The sequence below is a fragment of the Pseudomonas sichuanensis genome, assembly GCF_024749065.1.
Taxonomy (GTDB): domain Bacteria; phylum Pseudomonadota; class Gammaproteobacteria; order Pseudomonadales; family Pseudomonadaceae; genus Aquipseudomonas; species Aquipseudomonas sichuanensis.
The window spans coordinates 365,829-384,452 of sequence record NZ_CP087185.1 but is presented as its reverse complement, the minus strand read 5'-3'; the positions used below and the strand labels follow the sequence as shown (position 1 = coordinate 384,452).

The following is an 18,624-nucleotide window of genomic DNA, read 5'->3' as shown; positions in this document are numbered from 1 at the left end:
CACCGTGCCACTATCAAGACTGCCCGGTCACGACCGATACGCCGGCAGGTCTTATTTCGTCGCATGGACTGCGGCCCCCTTTCTGCCCTGGATACCGCCTCCATGTCCTTACGCAACATGAACATCGCCCCGCGTGCGCTGCTGGGCTTCTCCGTGATCGGCCTGCTGATGCTTGGCCTGGGTGTCTTCTCGCTGATCCAGATGGGCAACATCCGCCAGGCCGGCGTGACCATCGAGCAAGTCAGCGTGCCCAGCATCAAGACCCTCGACGAGCTGACCGCGCTCAACCTGCGCCTGCGCACCCTGTCCTACCGCCTGCTGCTCAACCGCGAGCCGGCCACCCAGCAGGACACCCTGCGCCTGCTCGACGAGCGCAACGCGCAGATCGACAAGGCCCGTCGTACCTACGAGCCGCTGATCGCCGCCGCTGATGAAAAGGCCGCCTTCGAGCAGTACGGCATGTTGCTCAGCCAGTACCGCCAGCTCGAGTCGCGCATGCGCAGCCTGAGCCAGGCCGGCAAGGTGGATGAGCTGCGCGACCTGCTCAACAGCGAGCTGCTGAGCAATTCAGAGCAGATCAACAAGGTCATGGACCAACTGGTGAAGATCAACACCGACCAGACCGCCGACACCAACGCCAAAGCCGCCAGCCAGTACGCCAGCACCTTCGCCCTGGTGGTCGGCCTGCTGGTGGCGGCCACCGCGTTGACCTTGCTGTTCGCCTTCCTGCTCACCCGCAGCATCGTCAAACCCATCGACGAAGCGCTCAAGGCCGCCGAGCAGATCGCCGAGGGCGACCTCACCCACAGCATCCGCCCCGAAGGCACCGACGAGGCCGCGCGCCTGCTGCAGGCCATGGCCAAGATGCAGGACAAGCTGCGCGACACCCTGCAGCTGATTGCCGGCTCCGCCACCCAGCTGGCCTCGGCCGCCGAAGAGCTGAACAGCGTCACCGACGAAAGCGCCCGGGGCTTGCAGCAGCAGAACAACGAAATCGAGCAGGCCGCCACCGCCGTCACCGAAATGACCAGCGCGGTCGAGGAAGTGGCACGTAACGCGGTAAGCACCTCGGAAGCCTCCAGCGAAGCCAGCCGTTCGGCCGGCGATGGCCGCGACCTGGTCATGGAAACCGTGGGCGCCATCGAGCGCATGAGCGGCGACGTGCAAGCCACCGCCAAGCTGATCACCCACCTGGCCGAGCAGTCCCGCGACATCGGCAAGGTGCTGGACGTGATCCGCGGCCTGGCCGACCAGACCAACCTGCTGGCGCTCAACGCCGCCATCGAGGCGGCGCGTGCCGGCGAGGCGGGCCGTGGCTTTGCCGTGGTGGCCGACGAAGTCCGGGCGCTTGCACACCGCACCCAGCAGTCCACCAGCGAGATCGAGCGGATGATCGGCAGCATCCAGGGCGGCACCGAGCAGGCCGTGGACTCGATGCGCACCAGCACCGAGCGCGCCGAGTCGACCCTGAACATCGCCAAGGGCGCAGGCCTGGCGTTGGACACCATCGCCTCGGCGGTGGGGCAGATCAACGAGCGCAACCTGGTGATCGCCAGCGCCGCCGAGGAGCAGGCCCAGGTGGCCCGCGAGGTGGACCGCAACCTGGTAAACATCAACGACCTGTCGGTGCAGAGCGCCACCGGCGCCCATCAGACCAGCGCGGCGAGTGCCGAGTTGTCGCGGTTGGCGGTGGACCTCAATGGTCTGGTGGCTCGCTTCCGCACCTGACCTTGAAAATGATCGCGGGGCAAGCCCGCTCCCACGCCAGATCACAGCATGGCGTGGGAGCGGGCTTGCCCCGCGATGGTTTCTGGCGTCGGATCAATACTCGATCCGCACATCCCCCTTCGGCACACTGCAGCACGACAGGATGTAGCCCTCGGCCTCGTCCTCTTCGGTGATCCCGCCGTTGTGCTCCATCTCCACCTCGCCGCCCAGCTTGAGCACCTTGCAGGTGCCGCAGATGCCCATGCCGCAGGCCTTGGGGATCATCAGCCCGACCTTGGCCGCCGCCGCATGCACGGTCTCGCCAGGGGCCACGCGAATGCTCTTGTCGCTGCCGACGAACTCCACCAGGTTGAGATCGGCCGCGTCCACTTCCGGCGCATCGGCCGCCGCTTCCGCGTGCTCCACCGCATCGGCCTTGGCCTCGGGCGGCGTCGCGCCGAACGACTCCTCGTGATAGTTCTTCATGTCGAAGCCGACCGCCTCGAGCATGCGCTTGACCGCGCTCATGTAGGGCGTCGGGCCGCAGCAGAAGATGGTGCGCTCCAGATAGTCCGGGGCAATCAGCTCCATCAGGCGCTGATTGAGGTAACCGCGATAACCGGCCCACGGCTCACCCAGGCCGTGCTTCTCGCAAATGATGTGCAGGCTGAAGTTGGGGATGCGCGAGGCCATCTGCTCCAGCTCGCGGTGGTAGATGATGTCCTTCGGTGAACGGGCGCTGTGCACGAAGACCATGTCGACATTGGCGTTGGTGTCGTAGAACCAGCGGGCCATGGACATCACCGGGGTGATACCGACACCACCGGACAGGTACAGCGTCTTGCCCGCCGGGAAGTCGATGGCGTTGAACAGCCCCACCGGCCCGTGCACCGGCAGCTCGGCGCCTTCATGCATGGTGTCGTGGAGGAAGTTCGAGACCAACCCGCCCGGTACGCGCTTGACGGTGATCGAGAAACTGTAGGGCACCGACGGCGAGCTGGAGATGGTGTACGAACGCATCACCGGCTTGCCTTCGATTTCCAGCTCCAGGGTGACGAACTGCCCGGGCTTGAAGAAGAACATGATCGGCTGGTCCGCCATGAAGCAGAACGTGCGCACATCCCAGGTTTCCTGGATGACCTTGACGCAGCGCACGATGTGGCGGCCATTGGCCCAGGTCTGGGTGGTGACCGGGTTGAGGAAGGTATCGGACATGTTCATCTCCAGCAGCCGACTGTCGGCCTTTCTTATGGCTCCGATAATGCGCAACGCGAGGGCTGCGTACATTCCCATCCGCGACATCGGCGTGCTTATCGCGACCAGCCCCACGCTACAAGGGTTGGCGCGTCGGAATTCGATGCGGCCATGTCGCCCATGGATATGGTTCCCGACGCCTTCGAACGCACACTCCTCGGCAAAACAACACGCTGTTTATCCAAAGCAGCAGCCCTGCGGCAAACAACAACGATTAGCCACTTCTGTCGGCCGCACGCGGCCCCGAGGACCACACGATGGACGTCACCGCAACCCTGAGCCTGGGCGACCCACTGGAACCCGCACGCAAGGCCACCGCCGAGATGCTGCAGACCCGCGAGCGCACCTACTCGCTGCCGCAACCGTTCTACAGCGACGAGCGCCTGTTCCAGATCGACATGCAGGAGATCTTCCACAAGGAATGGCTGATCGCCGGCATGGTTTGCGAGATCCCGACCAAGGGCAACTACATCACCCTGCAGATCGGCAAGAACCCGATCATCGTGATTCGCGGTGCCGAAGGTAAGGTGCATGCCTTCCACAACGTCTGCCGCCACCGCGGTTCGCGCTTGTGCGTCAGCGACAAAGGCAAGGTGGCCAAGCTGGTCTGCCATTACCACCAGTGGACCTACGAACTCGATGGCCGCCTGCTGTTCGCCGGCACCGAGATGGGCGCCGACTTCGACATGAACCAGTACGGCCTCAAGCCTGTGAACGTGAAGGTGGCCGGTGGCTACATCTTCATCAGCCTGGCCGAGAACCCGCCGGCCATCGACGAGTTCCTGGCCACCCTCGACCACTACATGGAACCGTACGACATGGAGAACACCAAGGTGGCGGTGCAGACCACCTTGATGGAGAAGGCCAACTGGAAGCTGGTGCTGGAGAACAACCGCGAGTGCTACCACTGCAGCGGTTCGCACCCGGAGCTTTTGAAGACGCTGCTGGAGTGGGACGACACCAACGACCCGCGCGCCAGCCAGGAATTCAAGGACCACGTGGCCGCCTCGGCCGCCGCCTGGGAAGCCGAGAAGATCCCTTACCTGCACAAGAGCCACGGCCTGCGTAACCGCATCGTGCGCATGCCGCTGCTCAAGGGCACCGTGTCGATGACCATGGACGGCAAGGTGGCCTGCAAGAAGCTGATGGGCCGCATCAAGAACCCCGACCTGGGCTCGATGCGCATCCTGCACCTGCCGCACTCGTGGAACCACTGCATGGGCGACCACATGATCGTGTTCACCGTGTGGCCGATCAGCGCGCAGGAGACCATGGTCACCACCAAATGGCTGGTGCACAAGGATGCGGTGGAGGGGGTGGATTACAACCCTGAAGAAATGCGCAAGGTGTGGGATGCCACCAACGACCAGGACCGTCGCCTGGCCGAAGAGAACCAGCGCGGGATCAACTCCACCGCCTATCAACCGGGGCCGTACTCGAAGACTTACGAGTTTGGTGTGGTGAACTTCATCGACTGGTACAGCCAGCGCATGCTGGAGAACCTGGGGGCGGAGCCGGCGCCTTATCTGAAGGAAGTCAAAGCGCAGTAACTGCTTCCCCGCGCTTTGGCAACGCCTGCCAAGGCGCGGGGCTCAACCTCAAGAACCTTACGAATACCCGAACCGACGCTTTCAGGATCACTGGCCTGCATTTTTACTGGCGTTCGCCAGGAGACAAGCCAGCTACCGACGCTGCAGACGCCGGAGTTGATCCCCCTGCCAGCAGCACGCAGGCCAGGCCCAGACCTGTGACCTCAAACACCCCTTTCCCAAGTACACGTGCATGCGATATGCCGTGGCTGCGCGCATCACTCCACCACTTGATGCCTAGAGGCCGCCCAAGCAAAGCCGTTCCGAGCGGCTCTTAGCGTGTTCCGCATTGCGCTTGTCACGGCTGATCGCCTGGAACGCAAGTGGATACTGGCAAAAAGGACAGGTACGTTGAATTGGTTATCCACAGACCAGCAGGCTCACGCTGTGCACAACGGCTGACAGGTCAGCGTCGTCACACCCCTGGTGAATTGGCTATTTTTTGATCAAATCTCTACAGCCCCCGTGTACAAAGGCTCACAGCCCTCTGCAAACACATTGTCCACAGAGCCACCAACAAAGAATGTGGGAAAACCGGGCTGGCCTAAAACTGGCTGTGGAAAAGTCCGTAAAGCCCAGATAATCAGCGGGTTTACCTGACTTTATCGGCAACAGATCAAAAAACGATCAATTCTATGTAAGCCAGTAAATTCAAGGCCTGCAGCGATGGGCGAACACGTTATCCACACACCGGCCAACAGCGATTGTGGGCAGTTTTACGGGATTGGGTCTCAAAGATGAAATCAACGACTGATCACAAATTGATCAAACCCTTGAACCCACTGATTTCAAAGGGCTACAGCATTGCGCAAACACTTTGTCCACAGCTTGGCGAACAGATTCCGTGGGCAAAAGTGCTGTGGACAAAAGCATCGCGGGGCAAGCCCGCTCCCACAGTGTCCGTCCTTGTATCAATGGGCGGCATTGTGGGAGCGGGCTTGCCCCGCGAGGGTGCCAGTGGTTTCAGCGCAGAACCCCCTCCTCCACCAGCAGCTTGAGGATCGCCTCGGCGCCTTCCTGCGGCGACACATCCTTCAGCACCTTGCCCCCGCCGCCACTGGCCTTGGCCGTGGCGGCCTTCATGCGGTCGGCACCGCTCTTGGCCTTGATCACCTTGAGCCGCTTGGGCCGTGGCCGCGCTGGCTGCAGGGCGTCATCACCCAGTACCGGGTCGTCCACCACCGCCACATCAAATGGGGCCAGCACCCCGCGCCGCGCCGGGCCGAAGGCGCTCTGGCGCGGCTTGGGCGCCGCGTTATCCACAGTTGCCAACAAGGGCAGGCGCACTTTCAAGCGACGCCGCTGACCCCGTGGCAGGGCTTGCAGCACCTGGGCGGTACCGTTCTCGATCGATTCCACCTCGGCCAGCCCGACCACCAGCGGCCAACCGAGCTTCTCGGCCAACAGGAACGGCAACATGCCCGAGCCTTCCCCGGTTTCCGCCTGGCTGCCAGCCAGCACCAACTGGGCGCCGGCATCACGCAGGTAGTCGCCCAGCACGCCCAGCACATCGGCGCCAGCGGGCTGCTCCAATACGTCCAGGTGTTCAAGCCCCATGCCCAGGTAGGCACGCAGGGCCTCTTCGTGGGGATCACCGGCATGCACCACCTGCAAGTTATCCCCAGCCAACTGCAAGCCCAGTTCCACGGCACGCGCATCCTGCTCGGCGCGGCGGGCGCGGCCCGAGCTTGGGTGGGCACCTATGGATACCAGGCTGATCACTTTCGTACTCATGCTCATGCCCTTATGCCGCGTCGCGCTGGCCGCCGCTGCGGTAGTTATCCACAGCCTCGATCAGTGCCTTGAGAATCGCCGAGCTGTCGCCAATTACCGACAGGTCGGCTCGTTTGATCATGTCGCAGCCCGGGTCCATGTTGATCGCCACCACCTTGTCGCAGGCGCCGATGCCCTGCAGGTGCTGGATCGCGCCGGAGATACCCACAGCCACGTAGACCCGTGCCGTGACCCAGGTGCCGGTGGCCCCCACCTGGCGGTTGCGCGGCATGAAGCCGTCGTCCACCGCCACCCGCGAGGCGCCTTCGGTGGCGCCGAGGGCCTTGGTGGCCTGGTGGTACAGGTCCCAGTCCTTGACGCCGTTGCCGCCGGAGACGATGAACTCAGCCTCGGCCATGGCAATGGCGGCCGGGTCCACGGCCACCGAGCCGAGGTCCTCGATGCGCGACAGGCTGCGCGCCACGCCTGTGGACAACTCCACGGGCAGGGCTTCGTGGCGGGTTTCGCTCACGGGCTCTGCGCATTCGGCAGCGGCCAGGATCAAGCGTGGCACATCGCGCTGGATATCCTGCTGGCCGGCGCCGGCACGGCCGATGCACTGGCCGTCCTTGACCTGCCATACCCGCGTCGCCGGGCGTTCGCCCAGGGCCGCGCCGAAGCGTCGGCCGAGTTCCCCGCCACCGGTGCGGCTATCGGGCAACAGCCAGTGGCGCGGCGCGAACTGGTTATCCACAGCCCGCAGGCCCTGGACCAGTTGCTCCGGTGCATAACCTTCGAAGGCTTCGCCCTCGATAACCAGCAGTCGATCAACGCCGGCTGTGGAAAAGTTGCTTTCCTTGTGCTCGCCGAACACCACGGCCAGCACCGCACCGTCACTGCCCGCCAGGCTGTGGGCCAGGCCGAGCAGGTCGCGGTCGTGGCTGCCGAGGCGACCGCCGACCATGTCCGGCACCACGGCGATGTAGAACCCAGGCTCGGCCACCTGATGCAGCGGCAGCTGCACCTCGGCGGCGGCCGTGCGCCGCCCGCCGACACCGGTGCCCTGCTGGGCGCCGCTGCGGTCGATGCGCTTGAGGCCGCTGGGGCCGATGAAGCCGGCAGCGATCGCATGGGGGTTCTTGCGCATCAGCCCGTTGGGGCCCATCCAGCTGGTTTGTTGCGTCTGCATCGCTGCATGCAGCGGGTGCAGGCGGTTACGGGCGATCCACTCGGCGCGTGGGTCGCGGCGGATGATGTCGCTCATCAGTGCACCTCCGCAGGTTCACGTTTGCTGGCTGGCGACTTGGCGCTCGCCGGGGCTTCGTCTTCGATCAGCACATCGGCGACCAACTCGGCCAGGTCCTTGATCTGTGGCCGTGGTTCGACCACGCCTTCGAGCATCGCCGTGCACTGTGGGCAACCCACGGCCACCAGCTCGGCCTCGGTCTCGCGGATATCGTCCATGCGCATGTCGGGGATACGTTGCTTGCCCGGAATGTCGGTGATCGGCGCGCCGCCGCCACCGCCGCAGCAACGGGAACGGAAGCCCGAACGCTGCATCTCGCGCACTTCGATACCCAGGGCCTTGAGCACGTCGCGCGGAGCCTCGTACTCGCCGTTGTAACGGCCCAGGTAGCACGGGTCGTGGTAGGTGACGCTGCCACCCTTGTGCTGGCCAAGGTTGAGCTTGCCGGCGGCGATCAGTTCGGCGATGTAGGTGCTGTGGTGCTGCACCTGGTAGTCGCCGCCAAGGGCGCCGTATTCATTCTTCAGCACATGGAAGCTGTGCGGATCGCAAGTGACGATGCGCTGGAACTGGTACTTGGCCAGGGTCTGGATATTGCGTTTGGCCAGGTGCTGGAAGGTCGCTTCATCGCCCAGGCGACGGGCCACGTCACCGCTGTCGCGCTCTTCCAGGCCAAGCACGGCGAAGTCCACGCCGGAGGCCTTGAGCACTTTGACGAAGGCGCGCAGCGTGCGCTGGTTGCGCATGTCGAAGGCGCCATCGCCCACCCAGAACAGCACTTCGGTGCGCTTCACATCACTGAGCAGTTGCAGGTTGAGGTCGGCCGCCCAGTTCATCCGCCCGCCGGGGGCGAAACCGCCGGGGTTGTCGGTGGCGATCAGGTTGTCCAGTACCTCGGCGCCCTTGTTCGGGGTGGCGCCCTTTTCCAGGGTGAGGTGGCGGCGCATGTCGACGATGGCATCGACGTGCTCGATCATCATCGGGCACTCCTCCACGCAAGCGCGGCAGGTCGTGCACGACCACAGGGTTTCGGCATCGACCAGGCCGTTGACGATCGGCTGGTGCGGATGGCCGCCATGCTCACCGATCGGCTTGCCCGGATAGGGGCTGCCGGCGAAGGTGGCGTCGGTGCCACCGGCCAGGCCGATGACCATGTCCTGAATGAGCTTTTTCGGGTTCAGCGGCTGGCCGGCGGCGAACGCCGGGCACATGGCTTCGCACTTGCCGCATTGCACGCAGGCGTCGAAACCGAGCAGCTGGTTCCAGGTGAAGTCCACCGGTTTTTCCACGCCCAGCGGCGCGTTCGGGTCTTCCAGGTCCAGCGGCTTGAGGCCGGTGGAACGGCCGCCGCCGAAGCGCTCGGCGCGGCGGTGCCAGGCCAGGTGCAGGGCGCCGGCGAAGGCGTGCTTCATCGGCCCGCCCCAGGTCATGCCGAAGAACAGCTCGGACACGCCCCACAGCACTCCGACGCCCAGCACCGCCACCAGCACCCAGCCACCGGTGCCTTGCGGCAGGATGCCGGCCACCGGCAGCGTGGCGATGAAGAAGCTCGCCGCGAACATCAGCAGGCTCTTGGGCAGGCGCATCCACGGGCCCTTGGACAGGCGCGAAGGCGGGTTGAGGCGGCGTTTGAAGACGAACAGGGCACCGGTGAACATGATCACCGTGGCCACCAGCAGGGCATAGCCGAGTATCTTGCTCTGCAGGCCGAAGCCGTGCACCAGGATCGCCAGCACGGCCGAGAGCACGAAGCCGCCGGCAGTGGCCACGTGGGTCTTGGACATGTACTTGTCGCGCTCGACCACGTGGTGCAGGTCCACCAGGTAGCGCCGTGGCATGGCCAGCAGGCCTTTGATCAGGTCGACCTGGCTCGGCCGCCCGCGCCGCCACATGCGCACCCGGCGCAGGGCGCCGAGCACCGCCAGGGCCAGCGCGGTGAACAGCAAGATGGGTAGAAGGGTGTTCAACATGGCAGGCACCTTTGAGCTGCAAGCTGCAAGCTACAAGCTGCAAGAAGAAGCCACTTAGCCCCGCTCCTTGCTTGAACCTTGCAGCTCACCGCTGCTTTACAGAATCATTCCCAAGCAACTCTCAAGACCTAAGCTGCAAGCGAAAGCGGTACTGATCGCTTTGTCTTGCAGCTTGCAGCTTGAAGCTTGCCGCTGCTTCAGAAATCCTTGCACAGGCGCAAGGCGTCGTAGATCGCCGCATGCACGTTGCGCTGGGCCACGCAGTCGCCGATGCGGTACAGCAGGTAGCCCTCGCCCGGCTGGCTGAGGATCGGCTGCGGCTTGATGGCGAACAGCGCCTCGACGTCGATCTGGCCCTTGTTGCGCGAACCGTCCTTGAGCGCGTAGTACAGCTGCTCGTCGGGACGCACGCCGTTCTCCACCACCACCTGGTCCACCACCCGCTCTTCCTTGGCGCCGGTGTACTCGTTCTCGAGCACCGCCACCAGCTTGTCGCCTTCGCGGTAGACCTTCTCCAGCATCATGTCGCCGGTCATGATCACTTCTTTGGGGTACATGCTGCGGTAGTAGGTGGGGAAGCTGGTGCCGCCCATGGCCACGCCCGGCTTGATGTCGTCGGTGACGATCTCGACCTGGCTGCCCTTGTCGGCGATGAAGTCCGCCGTCGACATGCCGGTGAACTCGCAGATGGTGTCGTACACCAGCACGTTCTTGCCCGGTGCGACCTTGCCGTCGAGCACGTCCCAACTGCTCACCACCAGCCCTTCGGCAGCGCCCCAGTGCTCGTTCTGCTCGACGAACGGATGGCCGCCCACCGCCAGCACGATGATGTCCGGGCGCAGGTCCTGGATGGTCGCCACGTCAGCGGCGGTACCCAGGCGCAGGTCGATCTTCAGGCGGGCGAACTCCAGCTGGTACCAGCGGGTGATGCCGGCGATCTGGTCGCGCTGCGGGGCCTTGGCGGCGATGGTGATCTGCCCGCCGATCTGCTCTTTCTTCTCGAACACGGTGACATCGTGGCCACGCTCGGCGGCCACGCGGGCGGCCTCCATGCCGGCAGGGCCTGCGCCGACGATCACCACCTTGCGCTTGGCGCCGGTGGTCTTCTCGATGATGTGCGGCACGCCCATGTATTCACGGGAGGTGGCGGCGTTCTGGATGCACAGCACGTCCAGGCCCTGGTACTGGCGGTCGATGCAGTAGTTGGCGCCGACGCACTGCTTGATCTGGTCCACCTGGCCCATCTTGATCTTGGCGATCAGGTGCGGATCGGCGATGTGGGCGCGGGTCATGCCCACCATGTCCACGTAGCCGCCTTCCAGGATACGCGTGGCCTGGTTCGGGTCCTTGATGTTCTGCGCGTGCAGCACCGGGACCTTGACCACTTCCTTGATGCCGGCCGCCAGGTGCAGGAATGGCTCCGGCGGGTAGCTCATGTTGGGGATGACGTTGGCCAGGGTGTTGTGGGTATCGCAGCCCGAGCCGACCACGCCGATGAAATCGAGCATGCCGGTGGCGTCGTAGTAGGCGGCGATCTGCTTCATGTCCTCGTGGCTGAGGCCATCGGGGTGGAATTCGTCGCCGCAGATGCGCATGCCCACGCAGAAGTCGTCACCGACTTCCTTGCGCACGGCCTTGAGCACTTCCAGGCCGAACTTCATGCGGCCTTCGAAGGTGCCGCCCCACTCGTCGGTACGCTTGTTGACCCGTGGGCTCCAGAACTGGTCGATCATGTGCTGGTGCACCGCCGACAGTTCGACGCCGTCAAGGCCACCTTCCTTGGCGCGGCGCGCAGCTTGCGCGTAGTTGCCGATGACGCGCCAGATCTCTTCCACTTCGATGGTTTTGCAGGTGGCGCGGTGCACCGGTTCACGGATGCCCGACGGCGACATCAGGGTCGGCCAGTTGAAACCGTCCCAGCGCGAGCGACGGCCCATGTGGGTAATCTGGATCATGATCTTGGCGCCATGCTTGTGCATGGCGTCAGCCAGGTTCTGGAAGTGCGGAATGATGCGGTCGGTCGACAGGTTGACCGACGACCACCACTCCTGCGGGCTGTCGATGGCCACCACGGACGAGCCGCCGCAGATCGCCAGGCCGATGCCGCCCTTGGCCTTCTCTTCGTAGTACTTCACATAGCGGTCGGTGGTCATCCCGCCGTCGGTGGCATACACCTCGGCGTGCGCGGTGCTGAGCACACGGTTGCGGATGGTCAGTTTGCCGATCTGGATCGGCTGGAACATTGCTTCGAAGGCCATGACGCTATCTCCGGCTTACAACGGCTTTGTAACGAACAGGCCATCTTCGTGGCCTTCTTCCGACCCGCCATAGACCTGTTCGGCCACGGTGCGGATCGAGCTGCCGCGGGCAGCGAGAATCTGGTCCATGGCGCCGGCGAACCAACCGGTGAACATGTAGTCGACCTTGCGGCCAACCTTGCCGTAGACGTAGACGAACGCCGAGTGCTCGAGCTTGACGCTGCAGGTGCCTTTGTCCAGGTCGATGTCCTGGATCTTGAACAGCCCCCAGCCACGCTGGCTCAGGCGCTTCATGTAGTGCTCGAACACCGCCACGCCTTCCAGGCCATGGCACTCGGCTTCTTTTTCGCACCAGTGCCAGGCGGACTTGTAGCCGGCCTTGTAGAGGATCTCGGCATAGGCGTCGGCGCCCAGCACTTCCTCGATGCCCATGTGGTTGTTGACGAAGAAATGCCGTGGCACGTAGAGCATCGGCAGGGCGTCGCTGGTCCAGACACCGGTCTCGCTGTCGACTTCGATTGGCAATTGCGGGGCGATCTTGGCCATGGAAACTCAACTCCATACAAATTTTGGATGCGATCAAAAGCCGCTTTGGCTTTTGCTTTTTATAAACAGCCGCAGTGAGTGCTGTTGGGGCCGTAGCGAGCGCGTCGAGCGCAAGGAAGGGCCGAAGCGAAAAGCGAGACAGTGCCGAGGCACGGCGAGCTTTTCGTGAGGGCCTGACGCAGCGATCGGCGTGCGCAGTAGGCCCCAGCAGTGCTCACTCGCCCCAGACGTCCTTGAGGACACTGACCCAGTTCTCACCCATGATCTTGCGTACCACGCGCTCGGAATGGCCGCGTTTGAGCAGGGTCTCGGTGAGGTTGGGGAACTCGCCGACAGTACGAATGCCGAGCGGGTTGATGATCTTGCCGAAGTTGGTCAGGCGACGGGCGTAGCCCTTGTCGTGGGTCAGGTACTCGAAGAAGTCCTGGCCGTGGCCCTGGGTGAAGTCGGTGCCGATACCGATGGCGTCTTCACCGACGATGTTCATGGTGTACTCGATGGCTTCGGCGTAATCGTCGATGGTCGAGTCGATGCCCTTGGCCAGGAACGGCGCGAACATGGTCACGCCGACGAAACCGCCGTGGTCGGCGATGAACTTGAGCTCTGCATCGGACTTGTTGCGCGGGTGCTCCTTGAGCCCCGACGGCAGGCAGTGCGAGTAGCACACCGGCTTTTTCGATTCGAGGATGACTTCTTCGCTGGTCTTGGAGCCGACGTGGGACAGGTCGCACATGATGCCGACGCGGTTCATTTCGGCGACGATCTCGCGACCGAAGCCCGACAGGCCGCCGTCACGCTCGTAGCAGCCGGTGCCGACCAGGTTCTGGGTGTTGTAGCACATCTGCACGATGCCCACGCCCAGCTGCTTGAACACGTCTACATAGGCGATCTGGTCTTCGAACGCATGGGCGTTCTGGAAGCCGAAGAGGATGCCGGTCTTGCCCAGTTCCTTGGCCTTGCGGATGTCGGCGGTAGTGCGCACCGGCATCACCAGGTCGCTGTTGTCGCGAATCAGCTTCTGGCTGGCGGCGATGTTGTCGACGGTGGCCTTGAAGCCCTCCCACACCGAGACGGTGCAGTTGGCCGCGGTCAGCCCGCCCTTGCGCATGTCTTCGAACAGCTCGCGGTTCCACTTGGCAATGATCAAACCGTCGATGACGATGCTGTCGGCGTGAAGTTCGGCTGGGCTCATCAGGCTGTCCCCTTTTATTGAGTTTGCTGGCGCCAAACCTTGTGTCGGCGCTTTGGGGCCAGCATATGCCTGCCGCCCGAGGCGCCCCGATGCAAAAACGACAGGGGGTTTGCCGAAAGCGTCAAAGGCCCAAACGGCACGCTCTGGCCTGCGCCTCGCAGATGAGAGCCAGTCTCGACAACGGCTTTTGTAGGGCTTTGATGAACATTTCGTCAGGGAGCTATCGCCGCGCCCGAGGCTGAGCGAGAATCCCTGCGATTCGTCAGCCTGTTCAGGAGAAAACGGATGAAATCAATGGCATGGCTGGTCCTGCTGGCCGTCGCGTGCGGCGCCCAGGCCGCCGAGGAAGAAAGCACGCCCTGCGACAACGTCGAGACCGACCAGCAGGGCTATGCCTGCGCGGCCTACAACAAGCAGACCGCCGAACGCGAGTTGAAGGCCGCCTATGACGACCTGATCCAGCGCATCCGCGACCAGTACGCGGATGAAAGCGACAAGGCCGCGGCGCTGAGCGCGAAGATGGAGGCCGCCGAAAAACTGTGGACACAGTTGCGCGATGCCGACTGCAAGGTCGAGACCTATGCCGAGAAGCCCGGCAGCAAGGCCTTCGAAGCCTCCTGGAACACCTGCGTGGCGCAGCGTAGCGATGAGCGGTCGGAGTATCTGCAGACCATCGGTCAGCAATAAACCAGGCAGGCAGAGCCTCTGTGAGAGCCGGCCCCCACAATGAACTTGCACGTCCGCTGTGGGAGCAACTGTCCTATGTTTCCAGTGCTGGCCTCATCGCTGGCAAGCCAGCTCCCACAAGTACGATGCTGCCTCGAAGTTAGCGCGATCCATGTGGGAGCGGGCTTGCCCCGCGAAGGCTTGATCAGGCGCCGCGACGGTTCAGGTCAATCACCGTGCTTTCGTCGAAGGCCCCATCCATGCTCACCACATCGACCTGCAACTGCTGCCTGTTCCAGTCGAAGGTCAGCCGCAGGTAGGTACCCGCGTTCAAGGCGCCGGACTTGAAGTGCGGCACCTTGCCGAAGCCGGCGTGGTACTTGCCTACGTTCGAGTGCAGGTGACCGGAAAACACTGCGGCCACGTTGTGGGCTTCCAGCAGTTTCGGCACTTCCCAGTAACGTTGCTCCTCGTCCACCCAGTATTCCGAAATATGCATGTTGACGATGACCACCTCGCCCCGGGCGGTGGCGTCCTCAAGCTGGCCTTTCAACCACTGCAGCGAGCGGGTGATGTTGAAATGACGCTTGGGTTTCATGCTCCATCCGCCGCCGGTGCTCCACTGGCGCTCATAGGTCGGTTCATTGTTCAACTGGATGATCCGCACACGGCCCACGGTCACCGAGTAGGACAGCGAGCCTTCGTGGGTGTCGTTTTCATAGCGATAGTCGAAATCGTTGACCGGATCCATGGCCTTAACCCAGGCAATGTGATCGCACACGGCATCACGGGCGCAGCCATTGTTGCTGCAGTCGTCGACGTTGTTCTCGTAGTCATGGTTGCCCAGCCCCGGTAGCAGCAGCGGGCCGCCAACACCGTTGGCCATCTTGCGGAACATCGCCTGCATCGCCGAGCGTTCGTTGCCATGGCCGTATTCGGTGATGTCGCCGTTGACCACCACCGGTACATGGTAGGGAACGTCACGCTCGCGGGCGATTGCCTCATAGACCGGCGCGGTCTTGTGCCAGCCGGCCGAGTCGATCTCCTCGACGTACTCATCGAAACGTTGGCTCATGTAGCGGAACGCCTGGGGGTCGGAGGCGATGATCATCTTCTGCCGGCCATCGGGGTAGTCGGCCATCTGGTTCCAGCCGGGCTGGTAGTAGTCCTGATACAGATCGGTGCTGGTGCTGTCACAACCAGGCACAGCGGCATGGGCCTGCCAGGGCGCCAGCATCGAGGCAAGCGCCAGCGAGCTGAACAGGTATTTGCTGAATCCATGCGTAGGAGACATCGCGACAATCCTTGGTTCGTTAATGGATTGCCTACGCTAGTGAACTATCGGTCTGACAATAATCGGGAAGTGCGCCCTATGCGTTCACCGGGCGGTAATCGGCGCCCGTCACCTGGCGGTCCTGTCGCGGGCACCGCTCGAAGCGTGCCCGGTAGCAGCGGGTAAAGTACGACGGCGACTCGAAGCCGCAAGCAACCGCCACCTCCAGCACACTCATGTCGGTCTGGCGCAACAGCTGCCGGGCCTTGTCCAGGCGCAAGCGCAGGTAGAAGCCACTGGGTGTGTCGTCCAGGTGCAGACGGAACAGCCGCTCCAACTGGCGCCGGGTGACCTGTATCGCCTCGGCCAGTACCTGGGTGTTGAGCGGTAGCTCGGTATTGCGCTCCATTTCGCCGATCACCTTCACCAGCTTCTTGTTGCGCAACCCATAGCGGCTGGCGATCTGCATACGCTGGTGATCCTGGCGCGGGCGGATGCGGCCGAGCACGAACTGCTCGGACACCTGCACCGCCAGCTCGCTGCCATGGGCCTGGGCGATCAGGTCGAGCATCAGGTCAATGGACGCGGTGCCGCCGGCACAGGTGATGCGCCGGCGATCGAGTTCGAAAAGCTCCTGGGTCGCCTGCAGGCGCGGATAACGCTCCTTGAAAGCCTCCAGTGCCTCCCAGTGCAGGGTGGCGCGATAGCCATCGAGCAGGCCGGCCTCGGCCAGCACCATGGCGCCCGTGTCGATGCCGCCCAGCACCACGCCTTCATGGTCAAGACGGCGCAGCGCCTGCTGCAGTGCCGGCCCATAGCAGGCCAGCGGCTCGAAGCCTGCCACCACCAGCAGCAGGCGTACCTGTTCACCTTCACCCAGCGCGCCATCGGCGTTCACCGACATGCCGTTGCTGGCCTGCACCGCCCCGCCATCGAGGCTGAGCACGCGCCACTGGTACAGCGCGCCACGAAAGCGGTTGGCCACCCGCAGCGGCTCGATGGCGCTGATGAAGCCCATGGCCGAGAAGCCCGGCAACAAGAGGAAATGCAGCGTTTCCGACATCCCATGCTCCCCACAAAAAGTGGTCGCCTGCGTGCAAGTGTTGGTCGCCAGGGTGCGATTTCCCACCCCGTCACCAGCGTAGCGTGTTCTCACGGCCCGCAGAGGCCGGAACCCATAACAATATGCACTGCCGATGGAGAGCCACCATGCAACGCTTTATCCGCCGCAGCCTGTTGTCCCTCGCCCTCAGTTCCACCGTGGTATCCCCGCTCTTCGCCGCCGAACCCGCCGCCTGCAAGGACGTGCGCCTGGGCGTGGTCAACTGGACCGACGTGATCGCCACCAGCGCCATGGCTCAAGTGCTGCTCGATGGCCTGGGCTACCAGACCAAGCAGACCAGCGCCTCGCAGCAGATCATCTTCGCCGGCATCCGCGACAAGCGCCTGGACATGTTCCTGGGTTACTGGAACCCGATCATGACCCAGACCATCACCCCGTTCGTGGCGGCCAGCCAGGTCAAGGTGCTCGACAAGCCAAGCCTGGAGGACGCCCGCGCCACCCTGGCGGTGCCGAAATACCTCGCCGACAAGGGTTTGAAGACGTTCGCCGACATCCACAAGTTCCAGAAAGAGCTGGGCGGCAAGATCTACGGCATCGAGCCGGGGTCCGGCGCCAACACCCAGATCAAGGCGATGATCGCCAAGAACCAGTTCGACCTGGGCAAGTTCCAGCTGGTCGAGTCCAGCGAAGCCGGCATGCTCGCCGCGGTCGACCGCGCCGTGCGGCGCAACGAAGCGGTGGTGTTCTTCGGCTGGGCGCCGCACCCGATGAACGTGAACATCGACATGGTCTACCTGGGCGACAGCCAGGACGCCCTCGGCCCGGACGAAGGCCGCGCCACGGTGTGGACGGTGACCGCGCCGGACTACGCCGAACGTTGCCCCAACGCCCATCGCCTGCTGACCAACCTCAGTTTCAGCGCCGAGGACGAGAGCCGCATGATGCAGCCGCTGCTCGACCACAAGGATGCGCTGGAATCGGCCCGCCAGTGGCTCAAGGACCACCCCGAGGACAAGGCCCGCTGGCTGCAAGGTGTGACCACCTTCGACGGCAAGCCGGCCGCCGACAACCTCAAGCTCACTGCCAACTGACAGGGCCTCATCGCCGGCAAGCCGGCTCCCACAGGGGTACCGCTCGCCTGGGTTCACCTCGAACCCTGTGGGAGCCGGCTTGCCGGCGATCGGGCCACCACAGACATTACAAGGATCACAACCATGAACCATGACGTCATCATCACCTGCGCCCTCACCGGCGCTGGCGACACGGTCGCCAAGAGCCACCTGGTCCCGGTCACCCCGAAACAGATCGCCGAAGCCGCCGTGGAAGCCGCCAAGGCCGGCGCCACCGTGGTCCACTGCCACGTCCGCGACCCACAAACCGGCCGCTTCAGCCGCGACGTGGCGCTGTACCGCGAAGTGATGGAGCGCATCCGCGAAGCCGACGTGGACATCATCGTCAACCTCACAGCCGGCATGGGTGGCGACCTGGAGATCGGCCCGGGCGAAACCCCCATGGAGTTCGGCGCCGGCACCGACCTGATTGGCCCGCTGGAACGCCTGGCCCACGTCGAGGCGCTGCTGCCGGAAATCTGCACCCTGGACTGCGGCACCCTCAACTTTGGCGACGGCAACGCCATCTACGTGTCCACCCCGGCGCAACTGCGCGCCGGCGCCAAACGCATCACCGAGCTGGGCGTCAAAGCGGAGCTTGAGATCTTCGACACCGGCCACCTGTGGTTCGCCAAGCAGATGATCAAGGAAGGCCTGCTGCACGACCCGCTGTTCCAGCTGTGCCTGGGCATCCCGTGGGGCGCACCGGCCGACACCACGACGATGAAAGCCATGGTCGACAACCTGCCCGCCGACGTCACCTGGGCCGGCTTCGGTATCGGCCGCATGCAGATGCCGATGGCCGCCCAGGCGGTGCTGCTGGGCGGCAACGTGCGAGTCGGGCTGGAAGACAACCTGTACCTGGACCGCGGTGTGCTGGCCAGCAACGGCCAGTTGGTGGAGCGCGCGGTGGAGATCATCTCGCGCCTCGGTGGCCGCGTGCTGACCCCGGCCGAAGGCCGCGAAAAAATGAACCTCAAGCGTCGCGGATAAAACCAGCCCGCATCAATCCCTGTGGGAGCGGGTTTACCCGCGAAG

14 protein-coding genes and 1 pseudogene are annotated in these 18,624 nt (G+C 63.9%); 6 read left to right on the top strand and 9 right to left on the bottom strand.

Translation table 11 applies throughout. The features are described 5' to 3' along the window. Window positions 1–63: 63 nt before the first annotated feature. Both LOY51_RS27040 and LOY51_RS27035 read left to right on the top strand, forming a co-directional pair. Window positions 64–873: pseudogene (locus tag LOY51_RS27040) on the top strand (MCP four helix bundle domain-containing protein); the annotation flags it as partial. Continuing rightward, the gene (locus LOY51_RS27035; RefSeq protein ID WP_369992088.1) at window positions 856–1,728 is read left to right on the top strand and encodes a methyl-accepting chemotaxis protein; all 873 of its coding nucleotides are present in this window, start codon (window positions 856–858) and stop codon (window positions 1,726–1,728) included. The pseudogene LOY51_RS27040 and the gene LOY51_RS27035, both read left to right, overlap by 18 nt. A 93-nt stretch (window positions 1,729–1,821) precedes the next feature. Here LOY51_RS27035 and gbcB read toward each other — a convergent pair whose 3' ends face one another. Next, the gene (gene gbcB / locus LOY51_RS01800) at window positions 1,822–2,922 is read right to left on the bottom strand and encodes a glycine betaine monooxygenase reductase subunit (protein ID WP_031314933.1); all 1,101 of its coding nucleotides are present in this window, start codon (window positions 2,920–2,922) and stop codon (window positions 1,822–1,824) included. A 296-nt stretch (window positions 2,923–3,218) separates the two neighbouring features. On the opposite strand from gbcB, the gene gbca reads away from it, so the two are divergent. Then, a complete protein-coding gene (gene gbca / locus LOY51_RS01795; RefSeq protein WP_125857147.1) occupies window positions 3,219–4,511 on the top strand; it encodes a glycine betaine monooxygenase oxygenase subunit in 1,293 nt (430 codons plus the stop codon). A gap of 1,002 nt (window positions 4,512–5,513) precedes the next feature. Here the strand turns inward: gbca and etfB are convergent. The 6 genes from etfB to LOY51_RS01765 all read right to left on the bottom strand — a co-directional run bounded on the left by etfB (window position 5,514) and on the right by LOY51_RS01765 (window position 13,475). After that, window positions 5,514–6,284 (bottom strand): electron transfer flavoprotein subunit beta, encoded by a 771-nt coding sequence (gene etfB / locus LOY51_RS01790; RefSeq protein WP_125462272.1) that lies wholly within the window; start codon window positions 6,282–6,284, stop codon window positions 5,514–5,516. Between the two features lie 10 nt (window positions 6,285–6,294). Further along, window positions 6,295–7,527: an electron transfer flavoprotein subunit alpha gene (etfA, locus tag LOY51_RS01785; protein ID WP_125857146.1), complete on the bottom strand. Its 1,233-nt coding sequence runs from the start codon at window positions 7,525–7,527 to the stop codon at window positions 6,295–6,297. Continuing rightward, window positions 7,527–9,479, bottom strand: coding sequence for a dimethylglycine demethylation protein DgcB (gene dgcB, locus LOY51_RS01780; protein WP_125857145.1), 1,953 nt, complete (start codon window positions 9,477–9,479; stop codon window positions 7,527–7,529). Before dgcB ends, etfA begins: the two co-directional genes overlap by 1 nt. Window positions 9,480–9,676: 197 nt before the next feature. Then, window positions 9,677–11,737 carry a dimethylglycine demethylation protein DgcA gene (dgcA, locus tag LOY51_RS01775; RefSeq protein WP_125462269.1) on the bottom strand — a complete coding sequence of 687 codons (2,061 nt, stop codon included), beginning with the start codon at window positions 11,735–11,737 and terminating at the stop codon, window positions 9,677–9,679. A gap of 15 nt (window positions 11,738–11,752) precedes the next feature. After that, on the bottom strand, window positions 11,753–12,283 hold the full coding sequence (locus LOY51_RS01770; RefSeq protein WP_110992263.1) for a DUF5943 domain-containing protein: 531 nt from the start codon (window positions 12,281–12,283) through the stop codon (window positions 11,753–11,755). Between the two features lie 214 nt (window positions 12,284–12,497). Further along, window positions 12,498–13,475 (bottom strand): dipeptidase, encoded by a 978-nt coding sequence (locus tag LOY51_RS01765; protein WP_258644160.1) that lies wholly within the window; start codon window positions 13,473–13,475, stop codon window positions 12,498–12,500. A 285-nt stretch (window positions 13,476–13,760) separates the two neighbouring features. Between LOY51_RS01765 and LOY51_RS01760 the strand changes: the two genes are divergently transcribed. Further along, window positions 13,761–14,162, top strand: coding sequence for a lysozyme inhibitor LprI family protein (locus tag LOY51_RS01760; RefSeq protein ID WP_125462268.1), 402 nt, complete (start codon window positions 13,761–13,763; stop codon window positions 14,160–14,162). A 184-nt stretch (window positions 14,163–14,346) separates the two neighbouring features. Here LOY51_RS01760 and LOY51_RS01755 read toward each other — a convergent pair whose 3' ends face one another. Both LOY51_RS01755 and LOY51_RS01750 read right to left on the bottom strand, forming a co-directional pair. Beyond that, window positions 14,347–15,435, bottom strand: a complete 1,089-nt coding sequence (locus LOY51_RS01755) for a metallophosphoesterase (RefSeq protein ID WP_258644159.1) — start codon at window positions 15,433–15,435, stop codon at window positions 14,347–14,349. 76 nt (window positions 15,436–15,511) lie between these two features. Further along, complete coding sequence (locus tag LOY51_RS01750; protein WP_125462266.1) at window positions 15,512–16,477, bottom strand: GlxA family transcriptional regulator; 966 nt, start codon at window positions 16,475–16,477, stop codon at window positions 15,512–15,514. Between the two features lie 146 nt (window positions 16,478–16,623). Here LOY51_RS01750 and choX point away from each other — a divergent pair, with 146 nt between their 5' ends. Both choX and cdhC read left to right on the top strand, forming a co-directional pair. Next, window positions 16,624–17,568 carry a choline ABC transporter substrate-binding protein gene (gene choX / locus LOY51_RS01745; RefSeq protein ID WP_125462265.1) on the top strand — a complete coding sequence of 315 codons (945 nt, stop codon included), beginning with the start codon at window positions 16,624–16,626 and terminating at the stop codon, window positions 17,566–17,568. Between the two features lie 123 nt (window positions 17,569–17,691). Next, entirely contained in the window at window positions 17,692–18,579 is an 888-nt protein-coding gene (gene cdhC / locus LOY51_RS01740; protein ID WP_110992258.1) for a 3-dehydrocarnitine:acetyl-CoA trimethylamine transferase CdhC, read from the top strand. Window positions 18,580–18,624: the final 45 nt, after the last annotated feature.